We start from the raw sequence: 13,143 nt of genomic DNA on the forward strand, positions 1-13,143 counted from the left end.
TCATAAAGAAGAAGAGTGCAAGATTTCGTTTAATTCGTTATGAATTAGTCGAAGATCTTAGCAACAACACCAGCACCTACTGTACGGCCACCTTCACGGATCGCGAAACGTAGACCTTCGTCCATTGCGATTGGTGCGATTAGCTCAACAGTCATCTGTACGTTGTCACCTGGCATTACCATTTCTACGCCTTCTGGTAGCTGGATGTCACCAGTTACGTCAGTTGTACGGAAGTAGAACTGTGGACGGTAGCCTTTGAAGAATGGAGTGTGACGACCACCTTCATCTTTAGACAGTACGTATACTTCTGATTCGAACTTAGTGTGTGGAGTGATTGAACCAGGCTTCGCTAGTACTTGACCACGTTCAACTTCGTCACGCTTAGTACCACGTAGAAGTGCACCAACGTTCTCACCTGCACGGCCTTCGTCTAGAAGCTTACGGAACATCTCAACACCAGTACATGTAGTAGTAGTAGTGTCTTTGATACCTACGATAGCAACTTCGTCACCTACAGTTAGGATACCACGCTCGATACGGCCAGTTACTACTGTACCACGACCTTGGATTGAGAATACGTCTTCGATAGGCATTAGGAATGGCTGATCTACCGCACGCTCTGGCTCAGGGATGTAAGTATCTAGAGCTTCAGCTAGTTCAACGATTTTCGCTTCCCACTGCTCTTCGCCGTTTAGTGCGCCTAGTGCAGAACCTTGGATAACTGGTAGGTCATCACCTGGGAAATCGTATTCAGATAGAAGTTCACGAACTTCCATTTCTACTAGTTCTAGTAGCTCTTCATCGTCAACCATGTCACATTTGTTCATGAATACGATGATGTATGGGATACCAACCTGACGGCCTAGTAGGATGTGCTCACGAGTTTGTGGCATTGGGCCATCTGTCGCAGCAACAACTAGGATACCACCGTCCATCTGTGCAGCACCAGTGATCATGTTTTTAACGTAGTCCGCGTGTCCTGGACAGTCAACGTGTGCGTAGTGACGAGTTGGAGTGTCGTACTCAACGTGAGAAGTTGCGATTGTGATACCGCGCTCACGCTCTTCTGGAGCGTTATCGATAGATGCGAAGTCTTTAGCTACACCGCCGTAAACTTTAGCAAGAGTAGTACAGATAGCTGCAGTTAGAGTTGTTTTACCGTGGTCAACGTGGCCGATAGTACCAACGTTAACGTGCGGTTTCGTACGTTCAAATTTTTCTTTAGACACGATCGTGTTCCTTCCTAGTTATGATTCGTCGTGATCATTATTGATCGACGACGCGCCAGAAATTGTTATTTTATGCGCCAACGCCCGTTAGCGCAATATTTGGACGCCCTGATCTCGCAAAAAGTCGTAAACTTTTTGTAGTTCAATCGTCAATTAGTAACCACGCTCTGCAATAATTTTATCTGCGAAGTTTTTCGGCACTTCAGCGTACTCGTGAAACTCCATAGAGTAAGACGCACGGCCTTGAGTTGCAGAACGTAGATCAGTTGCGTAACCGAACATTTCAGATAGTGGTACTTGAGCACGGATGATCTTAAGACCAGCCACACCTTCGTCCATGCCTTCAATGATACCGCGACGACGGTTTAGGTCACCAACAACGTCACCCATCCAGTCTTCCGGAGTGGTTACTTCGACATTCATCATTGGTTCTAGAATCACAGGTTGTGCTTCTAGTGCACCTTTCTTGAATGCCATCGAGCCAGCGATCTTAAACGCCATCTCGCTTGAGTCTACATCGTGGTAAGAACCATCAAATAGTGTAGCTTTAATATCTAGTACAGGGTAACCCGCTAGAACACCACTATTCATTTGTTCCTCAATACCTTTCGATACCGAACTGATGTATTCCTTAGGAATCACACCACCCACGATTTCGTCTACGAATACGAAACCTTCTCCAGGTTCAGAAGGCTCAAGTTTGACCCACACATGACCGTATTGACCACGACCACCTGATTGACGAACAAACTTACCTTCAACTTCCGCTTTACCACGAATGGTTTCACGGTAAGCAACCTGAGGTTTACCAACGTTACAATCAACGCTGAATTCACGCTTCATACGATCAACGATAATGTCTAGGTGAAGTTCACCCATACCTGAGATCAGAGTCTGACCTGATTCGTCGTCCGTTTCCACGCGGAATGATGGATCTTCCGCAGCCAGTTTACCTAGCGCGATAGCCATTTTCTCTTGGTCTGCCTTAGAACGAGGTTCTACAGCAATCTGAATAACTGGTTCAGGGAACTCCATGCGCTCTAGAATCACTTTGTGGTTCTGATCACACAGTGTGTCACCTGTTGTTACGTCTTTCAGACCGATAGCAGCAGCGATATCACCAGCGCGAACTTCTTTTACTTCTTCACGCTTATTCGCATGCATCTGAACGATACGACCGAAACGCTCTTTCTTCTCTTTTACAGAGTTGTAAACAGCGTCGCCGGAGTTTACTACACCAGAGTAAACACGCATGAACGTTAGCGTACCCACGAATGGGTCAGTCGCGATCTTAAATGCTAGCGCAGAGAATGGTTCGTTGTCGTCAGCGTGACGCTCAACTTCATTTTCTCTTTCGTCAACACCTTTAATTGCAGGTACGTCAACTGGCGATGGCAAGAACTCGATCACAGCATCTAGTACCGCTTGAACACCTTTGTTCTTAAACGCACTACCACAAGTGGCCAGTACGATTTCGTTGTTTAGTGTACGAGTACGTAGAGCTTGTTTGAGCTCAGCTTCAGTCAATTCACCTTCTTCAAGGTACTTGTCCATCAGCTCTTCGCTAGCTTCAGCAGCAGATTCAACCATGTGGTTGCGCCACTCTTCAGCAAGTTCGATCATGTCAGCTGGGATGTCTTCGTAAGTAAACGAAGTGCCTTGATCGGCTTCATTCCAGTTGATCATCTTCATCTTGATAAGGTCGATGACACCTCTGAACTCATCTTCTGCACCAACGTTCAGTTGGATTGGAACAGGGTTCGCACCAAGACGATTTTTAATTTGGTCCACAACGCGTAGGAAGTCTGCGCCCGCACGGTCCATCTTGTTTACAAATACCAAACGTGGAACGTGGTATTTGTCTGCTTGACGCCATACAGTTTCAGACTGAGGTTCAACACCAGATGAGCCACAGAACACAACCACAGCACCATCAAGTACACGAAGAGAACGCTCTACTTCGATAGTAAAGTCAACGTGTCCAGGGGTATCAATGATGTTTACGCGATGCTCAGGGAACTGTGCTTCCATACCACGCCAGAATGTAGTAGTCGCAGCGGATGTGATAGTGATACCACGTTCCTGCTCCTGCTCCATCCAGTCCATGGTTGCTGCACCATCGTGAACTTCGCCGATTTTGTGAGAAAGGCCAGTGTAGAACAGAATACGCTCAGTTGTGGTTGTTTTTCCTGCATCTACGTGAGCACAGATACCGATATTACGGTAGCGCTCAATAGGAGTTTTACGAGCCACGATTGTATCCTCTTACTAAGGTGTACCTTAGAGTATAGAAAAGTGCTGCGAGAGAACCTCGCAGCACAGAAGGTATTACCAGCGGTAATGAGCGAACGCTTTGTTTGCGTCAGCCATGCGGTGAACGTCTTCACGTTTCTTAACCGCAGTACCTTTGTTCTCAGACGCGTCTAGCATTTCAGCTGCTAGGCGTTGAGCCATAGATTTTTCACCACGCTTGCGCGCAGCTTCAACCAACCAACGCATAGCAAGTGCGTTACGGCGAACCGGACGTACTTCTACAGGTACTTGGTAAGTTGAACCACCAACACGGCGAGATTTAACCTCTACCGCAGGGCGTACGTTTTCAAGAGCTTCTTCAAAAATAGCTAAGTGGTCTTTACCAGACTTTTCAGCCATAGCATCTAGTGCAGTGTAAACGATTTTCTCTGCAGTAGATTTTTTACCGTCAACCATTAGGATGTTAACGAATTTTGCCAGCAATTCAGATTTGAATTTTGGATCTGGAAGGATCTTACGCTGACCAATGACGCGACGACGTGGCATGGATTTATCTCCGTTGTCTTCTTCAGGTTTTATCCAAAACTTTTCAGTTTTTTCAAAAAATTAAAAATAATTTAGTGTTTGGCCTTACTTAACGGAATCCATTAAGACTTAGGACGCTTCACACCGTACTTAGAACGACCTTGTTTACGGTCGTTAACGCCAGCACAGTCAAGTGCACCGCGAACAGTGTGGTAACGTACACCCGGAAGGTCTTTTACACGACCGCCACGGATTAGTACAACACTGTGCTCTTGAAGGTTGTGACCTTCACCGCCGATGTACGATGTAACTTCGAAGCCGTTTGTCAGACGTACACGACAAACTTTACGAAGTGCTGAGTTAGGTTTTTTAGGTGTAGTAGTGTAAACACGAGTACATACACCACGTTTTTGTGGGCACGCTTCTAGTGCAGGCACGTTGCTTTTAACAACTTGCTTTGCACGAGGCTTACGTACCAACTGGTTAATAGTTGCCATTAACTAGCTCCTGATTTACTTGAAAGTAAGCTTTGTGAAAAATCTATCCCCAACTACCATTGCAGTTAGGGACGCAAAATTCTATGCAGCAGTGAGAGGTGTGTCAAGAAATATACGGATCTTTTTTGTTCAATTAGGACAATTCATCCGTAAAGCTTTAGCGACAGTAAATCACGTTCAATCCCAAGTAAGCGATTTATCCTGTTTAACTGTGAGCTCAACGAAGCCTGAGTAATTCACGATCGTCAGTGATGGACTGATACGATTCGCAATACCGCGAGCGTGAATATCGCTCTCTAGCACAAATACACTGCGGTTTTTTAGGTGGGAGAACGCTTTATGCTGCGAGTTAGCAGCGTACACGGCATCTTCTATAAGTAAGATGTCATCCTGTGTACTGCATAAGGGCATGGCGTCTTCTAGAGCGGAGACCGTTTTTATAATATGTAGCATAACTTCCTCAGAACGACAGTAGCTTGCCAGCGTGTTGCAACTTATCTTTGAGCTGCTCTGAGCTTAACGCTTGAGCTTCAATGACTAAATCCGCTTGAGCCAAACCTCGCTGAGCTAATGACTCTGAGCACACAAAGACTTGTTCGATATCGTATAAATCGAAAAGCTTCAGCATCGGCGCATAATCTTTGCTCAAGATCTTACTCGGTTCTTGCCCTAGTAGAAGCTGGTAAACCCCATCTCCCATGAAAATGACGCTGATATCTTCACAGTAAGCCGACGCGGCTAACAGTGCATCCACACCTTCACGACCAGCCGCACTGCCATGCGGTGCGCTACGAAATAGATAAGTTAGCTGACTCAAAACTGTACCACTCTGTCTTGGGTTAACATCGCTTCGGCTAAGCTACCTAAGCCGGCTTGCTCAAAACCTTCCGCTAGATTGCTCTGGAGCAAACCATGTTGATTCGCTTCTTCTTCACTTACGATCCCGCGACGCAAAGCCGCAGCAACACAAGTTTCTAGACGAACACCATGCTCTTTTGCCAAAGATTGCCATGCCTTATTGAGATCAAATTCGTCGTTGGCAGGCACACTCAAAGCAGTACCATTGGTCACGCCCTCTTGATAAAAGAAAACGCTCACTAACTGATGGCCTTGCTCAATCACCGCCTTGGCGAACTGATAAGCACTGCGCGCTGACTGGCTACCATAAACAGGACCGTTCACCACCAACGTGTAAGTCAGTTTACTCACTTTTCATCGTCCTCGGTTTTACGTTGACGAATGTATAAGTAGACGGTGTGTTTTGAAATGTTAAGACGATCTGCAACGCGGTTGATGGCATCTTTAATATCGAAGATGCCTTTGTCGTACAATTCCATCACGATTTGGCGATTCTTGGTGTTGTTCGATACGGATTTATCCGCATTGATCTCTTCGATGGTGCGTTCAACAGTTTGGTCCACCAGCTCTTCTACGTCACTAGCAAAGTTAACCGAGGAAGCCGCTTCTTTTGCTTCTTGCGTTGGCATGAAAGATTGAAGGACTTGCGAGAAGGGCGCGTCCAAGTTGACGTTGATACACAACAAACCAATCACGCGATTTTCACCATTACGAATGGCAACAGTGATCGACTTCATCAACACGCCACCTTTTGCACGGGTAAAGTACGAACGTGAGAAGTTGCGCTCCGAGCCTTCGATGTCTTTTAGCATTTTAAGCGCTAAATCAGTGATCGGTGAGCCGACTTGGCGACCCGTGTTTTCACCATTAGCGATTTTAATTGCAGAGGTATTTAAGTCTTCTAGCGAGTGAAGAACGATTTCACAAAAGGGACCTATCAGGCTGGCGATACCATCAACGACCGCCTCATAAGATCTTAAAATGATTTTGTCGTGCTCGGTAAACGGCATCACGTTAACGGATTCCATTTCGAGCAACATCTCCGCGTTTATTGTTTCTGTAGTTGTCATAAGCCTTCGAGCGAAAAATCAACAAATTGGTGTAAGTTTATCAGAAAATTTGAAAATCAACCTAGCAAACTCACCAACTAGTGACCTAGAACAAAAAAGGCCCGTTAAACGGACCTTTTTCAATAACTTATCGCGGCTTATTGTTATTGCTCTGCGTTGTCGTTCTCGACTTTTAGCAGCTCAACTTCAAATACTAGCGTTGAGTTAGCAGGAATGCTTGGTGTGTCTTGATCACCGTATGCTAGCTCTGGCGGGATAACGAATTTGAATTTAGAACCCACAGGCATTAGCTGAACACCTTCTGTCCAACCTGGGATTACACGGTTAAGTGGGAATGTTGCAGGTTCACCACGATCGTAAGAGCTATCAAATTGCGTACCATCGATTAGCGTACCTTTGTAGTGTACTTGAACCGTATCAGTGTCTTTTGGCTTCTCACCTTCAGCAGGAGTAATAACTTGGTATAGAAGACCTGTATCTGTCTTCACTACGCCTTCTTGCTTCTCGAACTCAGCACGGAAATCATCGCCAGCTTTTTTTGCTTCAGCTGCTTTCTCAGCCGCTTGTGCTTGCATCTTTTCAGCAACACGCTTATCTAGAGATTCTAGTGCTGCACGTGTTTCTTCTTCATTCAATTCAGCATTGCCTTTGAAGACGTCTTCGATACCTTTTAGTACCAAGTCTTTGTTAAGATTAATGCCGATTTCGCTTGGCTTGTCGATGCTTGTGCTTAGGTAGTTAGCAAATGAAACACCGATTGCGTATGCCGCTTTATCGTCGTCGGTTTTAAAGTGAACCGCTTTACCGGTTTCTGCTTGAACTTGTTCTGCTTGAGGTGCGGCTTCTGTTTTAGTTTCTTCTTTCTGACAACCTACCGCTAGCATAACTGTTGCAGCAAGTAGCGACACTTTTAAAACTGATTTCATTAAATTCTCCCAATAATGGCTTTGCCATTGGTTGTTGTGCACAAATCTTCTATGAGACTAGTGAAGACAATCGTTATACCAATATACTAGCTATATGTCTTAAGACACAAACCGGATTATTAGATGTGATGCAAAGAATTTCTCATTTATTCCTATATTTAATTGTCATCACCACGTTAAATGGTTGCTTTTTCGCCGAGCGTGAAGTGCACCGTTGGCCGATAGAGCCTCAGGGTGCGACGAGCTTCGCACTTAGCAGAGATGGACGATTTGCTCTGCTCTATTCTCAGCAACACCATTTGATGCTGTGGGACCTAGAGCAAAATGAACAACTAGCCAACCTGGGCGAGCTCGATGCCGATGCCAACGTGGTATCCCATATTCGTATCTCAGACAATGGTCGCTATGCAGTCACAGCAAGCCAAATGAACTTCGCAGTTTGGGACTTAGGTTGGACGCAATCCGAAGGCCTTTGGTCTATTTCTGATGCGCTCATTCGCGACGTTGATATCACCAGTAACGGTGAACAAGTTCTGCTCGGGTTATCCAACGGTAAAGCAATTTACGTCAACTTAGTCACCGGACGTCGCTTGGAGTTCCTTGCGCATCGTGAAAAAGTCAATTCCGTCGCCATTTCTCCTAATGGCCGCTTCGCACTGACTGGTGGTAATGACTACAAAGCGTATTTGTGGGACACCGAAACCGGACAAGTGCTGCGGACCTTCGAACATGAACAACGGGTTGTTCGTGTTGCCCTGCAACGAGATGGCAAGTTAGCAATGACATCCGATGGCGGAAACCAAGCGGTAATTTGGGATTTAAAAACTGGACAAGAAGTCACACAGTTGAGCAGTTGGTCGCGCCAATTGATCTTTTCTACTGCGCGATTTTCTGACGACGGAACTCAGTTAGTGACAGGAACGCCTTCTGGCCGCGTTTCAATATGGGATACTCAAACCGGAAAACGGATTGGCGGATTTGAAGTGGAGCCAAAAAAAGACACTCGCCCTCCCCGTGCGGTCGTGTATGATGCAGCCTTTGATTCAAAACAACGCGTAATTACTGCTACTTCAGCAGGTATTGCCCAAGCTTGGCAGTTAGAGAACGGATCATGACAGAAAAAATCATTCAGCAATTGGAAGCACGCATTAATGACTTAGAATGTCAGCTTGCGTTCCAAGAACAGACTATTGAAGATCTGAACGGTGCCTTATCGCAGCAGCAACTGCAAATTACCAAGATGCTCGATCAGATGAAATATGTGGTAGGTAAAGTAAAAAATATGGACTCGTCGAATTTAGCCGATCCGTCAGAAGAAACCCCACCACCGCATTATTAAAATGCAGGCTCAAATAGCATAAAGCCCAGAACGTGTTCTGGGCTTTGTTGTATTGATTACTTAAGAGGCACTCAAGAGGAAGCTATTCGTCAGCGTAGATTTTGACGCTCAACTCGCCTTGAGTGTTGATGCCAGCTCGGTACATACCAGAGCTGTTCATCGCAAAGTGCAGCTCACCTTGCGCGTCAATTGCGATTAAGCCGCCTTCGCCGCCCATCTCTTTCAGTTCCCCCTGAATAATATGCTCACAAGCAGTATGAATATCTTCTTGTAAGTAACGCATCCGCGCGGCGACGTCTTCTGCGACACGTTTACGGATAAAAAACTCACCGACACCCGTAGTTGAAACTGCGACAACGCCATTTTCGGCCACCGTGCCACAGCCTATCAAAGCCGAATCCCCAACTCGATTGTATTGCTTATTCGTTACGCCACCCGTACTGGTGGCAGCGGCTAAGTTGCCTTGTTGGTCCAATGCCACCGCACCAACCGTACCGTGCTTACGGTCATCTGGATAACGAGACTCCGACAAAGCAAACTGTCCTTTCTCACGCATCGAAAGCAGTTGCTCATAACGGCGATCAGTAAAGAAGTAATCTTGCTCGGTATACTCATGGCCTTGTTCAAAAGCAAACTTCTCTGCGCCCTCACCCACCAACAACACGTGATTGCTGTTTCGCATCACGTCACGAGCGAGCTCAATTGGATTCTTGATATGACGAACGCCAGCGACCGCACCTGCGGCTTGGTTTCGACCATCCATCACAGAGGCGTCCATTTCTACCATCTCGTTGTTGGTCAGCACCGAGCCTTTACCAGCATTAAAGTTAGGCGAGTCTTCCAATACTTTTACTGCAGCAACAACCGCATCCAAAGCGTCGCCGCCTTTCTCTAGAATTTGATGGCCGGCTTTTACCGACGCTTCCAAATCAGCCAAGATCGATTGCTGAAGTTCATTGCTCATCTGTTCACGTAAAATGGTGCCTGCGCCACCATGAATCGCAATCGAGAAAGGTTTTGTCATCGCTTTTTCCATGAGTTGTTCTTTTCTTCTATGCACTACACCTTAGATAAACAAAAAGCGCAAGTTGAAACCTCAACTTGCGCTTTTCAAAGCTTTACTAGATAAGATTATCTAGTGAAGGAGCTTGTGATTAGTGAGAACCACAGCTGCCGCCGCCACAGCAGCCTTCATCATCGTGATCATGGTCATGACCACAACCACCAGCTTGATGGATATGACCGTGTTCGATCTCTTCTGCTGTTGCTTCACGTGTAGACATAACTTCTACTTCGAAAGTTAGTGTTTGACCAGCTAGCATATGGTTACCGTCAACAACCACTTCGTTGCCATCAACTTCTGTTACTTCTACAGGGATTGGACCTTGGTCAGTGTCAGCTAGGAAGCGCATGCCCACTTCGATTTGGTCAACGCCTTGGAATACGTCCGCAGGAACGCGTTGTACTAGCGCATCGTTGTGCTCGCCGTAAGCTTCTTCAGGAGCTACCGTTACTGAGAACTTGTCGCCAGCCACTTTACCTTCAAGCTCTTTTTCAAGACCAGTGATTAGGTTGTTGTGACCGTGAAGGTAATCTAGAGGCGCTTCTGCTGTTGATTGATCAACAACGACACCGTCTTCCAACATTACTTTGTATGCAAGGCTTGCAACAACGTTCTTTTCAATTTTCATACTAACTCCAGGGAGATTAATTGACTTAACCTGAATGGGGTTAAGTACTGAGATATCTGGGTGTATTATGGGGATCAATTATCGAAGTTCAATTATTCCGGCTTAAAAATTCCGATCATTTCCTGATCTGAGTGTTTATTTTTCTCTACAGATTGCGGTTTACGCTGCTCAGTAAACTCACACTCGACACACTCAACTAACTCGATATTATTTTCAATCCACCAGCGCAGGGTATCTTGCTGGCTGCAATTTGGGCAGCTAGCGCCGGCAATAAAACGTTTCTTGATTTTCACGCTATTTCCTTAGCTTGAGTCTTGGCTCAAGTACTACTTCCAATGATTAGGTGACTGATGGTCGCTCTCCATCTCACGACCAAAAATTTCTTCTAGCTCTTTGCGTGCCTCTTTCGCTCTCTGAGCCAATTTCTTATCTTCATTGTGCTGAGGCAATAAGTCCTTAAGCATAGCATTATCTAACTTACGAAAATGTGCTTCTGCCCGCTTTGCTTGATAAGGGTGCATACCAAGTTCTACGAGCGCTTGACGACCGAGATCCAATGCCCCTAAAAATGTTTCACGAGAGTAATTCTCAACACCGTGGCTCATTAACTGATACGCCTCGACACGGCTTCTTGCTCGGGCTAGCAACTTAAGTTTCGGGAAGTGCACGCGGCAGATATCAACGATGGCCATCACCTCATCAGGTGAATCGGTACAAATGACCAATGCTTCTGCTTTATCTGCGCCAGCAGCCCGCAAAAGATCAATTTGGGTAGCATCACCATAAAACACTTTGTAACCATACTTGCGCAGTAGGTGAATTTGGCTGGCATCACTTTCTAATACCGTCACTTTGATTTTATTGGCATACATTAAACGTCCGACGATCTGACCGAAACGTCCAAAGCCTGCAATGATCACACGTGGCCGACGATCCACTACTTTCGTGGTCATGCCCTCTTCTTCTTGATTCAGGGTATGAGCAAACCATTTTTTTTGTCCCATCAGCAAAAGTGGTGTCGTCACCATGGATAGACTGACCACCACCAACAGAAAAGCCACTTGCTCTTTGGATAAAATGCCCTCTTGGCTCGCTGCGGTAAATATGACAAAAGCAAACTCACCACCTTGGCTTAAAATCGCGGCCATACGGCTTCTCGCTTTGGCTCCGACACGGGCAGCTCTCGCCAATGCATACAAAACCAAGCCCTTAACCACGACCAAAGCCACCACCGCGCCCAGAATCTCTAAAGGGTGTAATGCCAATAACCCCAAATTTACCGCCATGCCAACCGCGATGAAGAACAAACCCAACAACAAACCTTTAAACGGCTCGATAGCGATTTCCAATTCATGTCGATACTCACTCTCAGCCAGCAGAACGCCGGCTAAGAAAGTCCCTAGGGCCATAGAAAGCCCGAGCTTTTGCATCACGACAGAAATCCCAAGCACGACCAATAGTGCGGCGACGGTAAAGAGCTCACGAACGCCGCTCATCACAACAAAACGAAATAGTGGACGCAATAAGAAATGACCACCAATCAACAGGGCCACCACACTGCCTAATACCGTGAAGACATCCAACCAACTACCGCCACTCTGCCCGCCAGCAAGCAAGGGCAACATTGCCAACATTGGGATCACGGCAATATCTTGAAAGAGCAATACCGCAAAACCAGACTGACCCGTTTCGGTGCCATTGAGCCCTTGCTCTTCAATCACTTTAAGAGCAATTGCCGTCGAGGACAGCGCCAACCCCATCCCAATCACCAAACTCACTTGCATGCTTACGCCGAACATACTGACGACACTGCCGAGCACGGCGGTCGTAACCACCACCTGCGCGCCGCCTAAACCTAGAATCGGTCCTCGCATTTGCCACAGTTTTTTAGGATTTAGTTCAAGGCCGATCAAGAACAGTAACAACACGACCCCAAGTTCAGCAAAGTGCAAAATAGCATCAACATCACTGATTAAGCCAAGACCCCAAGGGCCAATCAACACACCGGCAAGTAAATAACCTAAAACCGAGCCAAGTCCGAGACGCTGAGCAATCGGCACCGCGATAACCGCAGCCGAGAGAAAGACCACGCTACTTTGAAGAAACTCACTGGTTATCGCCATACTGACCTCCTTGGTCTGTTGCTTCCCAGTTTTCAAGTGGGTTGTTCAACCACCGACGATACAATTCGGCGTGCTCATACCGCTCAATATCCGAGACATTACGCGACCAATACAACACCAAAGGTTCAATCCAGTGCATTTGACACAAGGCGGCCGTCAGTTCAAACGGTTGTAAGATTTGCTGTAATGGATATTTGTTGTACCCCTTCGCGCTAAAGGCCTCTTCTTTCCCCCCCGTTGTAATCACACTGCGCCAGTATTTTCCCTCTAGCGCCGAACCTCCGCCAAAAGCAAAACCTTTGCCCAGCACTCGGTCCAACCACTCTTTTAACAGGGCTGGGCATGAATACATATAAAGCGGGTGATGAAACACGATCACATCATGCGTGAGCAACAACTCATGTTCATAATTCACATCAATAAAGAAGTCAGGGTAAACACCGTAAAGATCGTGCACAGTGACGTGCTCAAGCGACTGAGCTTTTTTAATCATCACTTGATTAGCAATCGAGTTATGTGGCTCTGGATGAGCATAAATGACCAGAACTCTTGGGAGAATAGACGGTGCAACAGCCAAATGGTCGTCCTTGTGGTTATTTTTATCCGTTATCAAATTGTTATACTTTTTTGTA

The 13,143-nt window shown here is 46.3% G+C and carries 16 protein-coding genes; 2 read left to right on the forward strand and 14 right to left on the reverse strand.

Features of this window, described 5'->3' with window-relative positions; translation table 11 throughout:
- Nucleotides 1–44: 44 nt before the first annotated feature.
- The 9 genes from tuf to fkpA form a co-directional block, all read right to left on the reverse strand.
- Nucleotides 45–1,229: an elongation factor Tu gene (gene tuf / locus J8Z23_RS14510; protein ID WP_012841343.1), complete on the reverse strand. Its 1,185-nt coding sequence runs from the start codon at nucleotides 1,227–1,229 to the stop codon at nucleotides 45–47.
- A 153-nt stretch (nucleotides 1,230–1,382) separates the two neighbouring features.
- Complete coding sequence (fusA, locus tag J8Z23_RS14515) at nucleotides 1,383–3,482, reverse strand: elongation factor G (protein WP_005397643.1); 2,100 nt, start codon at nucleotides 3,480–3,482, stop codon at nucleotides 1,383–1,385.
- A 75-nt stretch (nucleotides 3,483–3,557) separates the two neighbouring features.
- A complete protein-coding gene (gene rpsG / locus J8Z23_RS14520; RefSeq protein WP_005382796.1) occupies nucleotides 3,558–4,028 on the reverse strand; it encodes a 30S ribosomal protein S7 in 471 nt (156 codons plus the stop codon).
- A gap of 101 nt (nucleotides 4,029–4,129) precedes the next feature.
- On the reverse strand, nucleotides 4,130–4,504 hold the full coding sequence (gene rpsL, locus J8Z23_RS14525; RefSeq protein ID WP_004399892.1) for a 30S ribosomal protein S12: 375 nt from the start codon (nucleotides 4,502–4,504) through the stop codon (nucleotides 4,130–4,132).
- A 177-nt stretch (nucleotides 4,505–4,681) separates the two neighbouring features.
- On the reverse strand, nucleotides 4,682–4,957 hold the full coding sequence (gene tusB / locus J8Z23_RS14530; RefSeq protein ID WP_046874530.1) for a sulfurtransferase complex subunit TusB: 276 nt from the start codon (nucleotides 4,955–4,957) through the stop codon (nucleotides 4,682–4,684).
- A gap of 7 nt (nucleotides 4,958–4,964) precedes the next feature.
- Nucleotides 4,965–5,321: a sulfurtransferase complex subunit TusC gene (tusC, locus tag J8Z23_RS14535; RefSeq protein ID WP_005397648.1), complete on the reverse strand. Its 357-nt coding sequence runs from the start codon at nucleotides 5,319–5,321 to the stop codon at nucleotides 4,965–4,967.
- Nucleotides 5,318–5,713, reverse strand: a complete 396-nt coding sequence (gene tusD / locus J8Z23_RS14540; RefSeq protein WP_005397650.1) for a sulfurtransferase complex subunit TusD — start codon at nucleotides 5,711–5,713, stop codon at nucleotides 5,318–5,320. The genes tusC and tusD overlap by 4 nt, the downstream gene beginning before the upstream one ends.
- Complete coding sequence (locus J8Z23_RS14545) at nucleotides 5,710–6,432, reverse strand: helix-turn-helix transcriptional regulator (RefSeq protein WP_031780643.1); 723 nt, start codon at nucleotides 6,430–6,432, stop codon at nucleotides 5,710–5,712. Before J8Z23_RS14545 ends, tusD begins: the two co-directional genes overlap by 4 nt.
- Before the next feature lie 143 nt (nucleotides 6,433–6,575).
- Entirely contained in the window at nucleotides 6,576–7,358 is a 783-nt protein-coding gene (gene fkpA / locus J8Z23_RS14550; protein WP_005397659.1) for an FKBP-type peptidyl-prolyl cis-trans isomerase, read from the reverse strand.
- A gap of 128 nt (nucleotides 7,359–7,486) precedes the next feature.
- Between fkpA and J8Z23_RS14555 the strand changes: the two genes are divergently transcribed.
- Nucleotides 7,487–8,473, forward strand: a complete 987-nt coding sequence (locus J8Z23_RS14555) for a WD40 repeat domain-containing protein (protein WP_046874532.1) — start codon at nucleotides 7,487–7,489, stop codon at nucleotides 8,471–8,473.
- Entirely contained in the window at nucleotides 8,470–8,697 is a 228-nt protein-coding gene (locus J8Z23_RS14560) for a SlyX family protein (protein ID WP_005381455.1), read from the forward strand. Before J8Z23_RS14555 ends, J8Z23_RS14560 begins: the two co-directional genes overlap by 4 nt.
- Before the next feature lie 82 nt (nucleotides 8,698–8,779).
- Here the strand turns inward: J8Z23_RS14560 and J8Z23_RS14565 are convergent, their stop codons facing one another.
- From J8Z23_RS14565 to kefG, 5 genes are all read right to left on the reverse strand, one after another.
- On the reverse strand, nucleotides 8,780–9,721 hold the full coding sequence (locus J8Z23_RS14565; RefSeq protein ID WP_134648342.1) for an isoaspartyl peptidase/L-asparaginase family protein: 942 nt from the start codon (nucleotides 9,719–9,721) through the stop codon (nucleotides 8,780–8,782).
- A 130-nt stretch (nucleotides 9,722–9,851) separates the two neighbouring features.
- Entirely contained in the window at nucleotides 9,852–10,388 is a 537-nt protein-coding gene (gene slyD, locus J8Z23_RS14570) for a peptidylprolyl isomerase (RefSeq protein WP_047010415.1), read from the reverse strand.
- A 92-nt stretch (nucleotides 10,389–10,480) separates the two neighbouring features.
- Complete coding sequence (locus J8Z23_RS14575) at nucleotides 10,481–10,681, reverse strand: YheV family putative zinc ribbon protein (RefSeq protein ID WP_005381449.1); 201 nt, start codon at nucleotides 10,679–10,681, stop codon at nucleotides 10,481–10,483.
- 33 nt (nucleotides 10,682–10,714) lie between these two features.
- Nucleotides 10,715–12,511, reverse strand: coding sequence for a glutathione-regulated potassium-efflux system protein KefB (kefB, locus tag J8Z23_RS14580; protein ID WP_046874533.1), 1,797 nt, complete (start codon nucleotides 12,509–12,511; stop codon nucleotides 10,715–10,717).
- The gene (kefG, locus tag J8Z23_RS14585) at nucleotides 12,495–13,088 is read right to left on the reverse strand and encodes a glutathione-regulated potassium-efflux system ancillary protein KefG (RefSeq protein WP_053807776.1); all 594 of its coding nucleotides are present in this window, start codon (nucleotides 13,086–13,088) and stop codon (nucleotides 12,495–12,497) included. Before kefG ends, kefB begins: the two co-directional genes overlap by 17 nt.
- Nucleotides 13,089–13,143: the final 55 nt, after the last annotated feature.

It is taken from the genome of Vibrio sp. SCSIO 43086, assembly GCF_051132235.1.
GTDB classification, from domain to species: Bacteria; Pseudomonadota; Gammaproteobacteria; order Enterobacterales; family Vibrionaceae; genus Vibrio; species Vibrio diabolicus.

Bases quoted from the DNA above. Each gene is read 5' to 3' on its own strand.
- J8Z23_RS14555 (WP_046874532.1), top strand. From the start codon at position 7,487: ATGCAAAGAATTTCTCATTTATTCCTATATTTAATTGTCATCACCACG.
- J8Z23_RS14545 (WP_031780643.1), bottom strand. From the start codon at position 6,432: ATGACAACTACAGAAACAATAAACGCGGAGATGTTGCTCGAAATGGAA.
- tusB (WP_046874530.1), bottom strand. From the start codon at position 4,957: ATGCTACATATTATAAAAACGGTCTCCGCTCTAGAAGACGCCATGCCC.
- kefB (WP_046874533.1), bottom strand. From the start codon at position 12,511: ATGGCGATAACCAGTGAGTTTCTTCAAAGTAGCGTGGTCTTTCTCTCG.
- J8Z23_RS14565 (WP_134648342.1), bottom strand. From the start codon at position 9,721: ATGACAAAACCTTTCTCGATTGCGATTCATGGTGGCGCAGGCACCATT.
- rpsG (WP_005382796.1), bottom strand. From the start codon at position 4,028: ATGCCACGTCGTCGCGTCATTGGTCAGCGTAAGATCCTTCCAGATCCA.
- rpsL (WP_004399892.1), bottom strand. From the start codon at position 4,504: ATGGCAACTATTAACCAGTTGGTACGTAAGCCTCGTGCAAAGCAAGTT.
- J8Z23_RS14560 (WP_005381455.1), top strand. From the start codon at position 8,470: ATGACAGAAAAAATCATTCAGCAATTGGAAGCACGCATTAATGACTTA.
- fkpA (WP_005397659.1), bottom strand. From the start codon at position 7,358: ATGAAATCAGTTTTAAAAGTGTCGCTACTTGCTGCAACAGTTATGCTA.
- slyD (WP_047010415.1), bottom strand. From the start codon at position 10,388: ATGAAAATTGAAAAGAACGTTGTTGCAAGCCTTGCATACAAAGTAATG.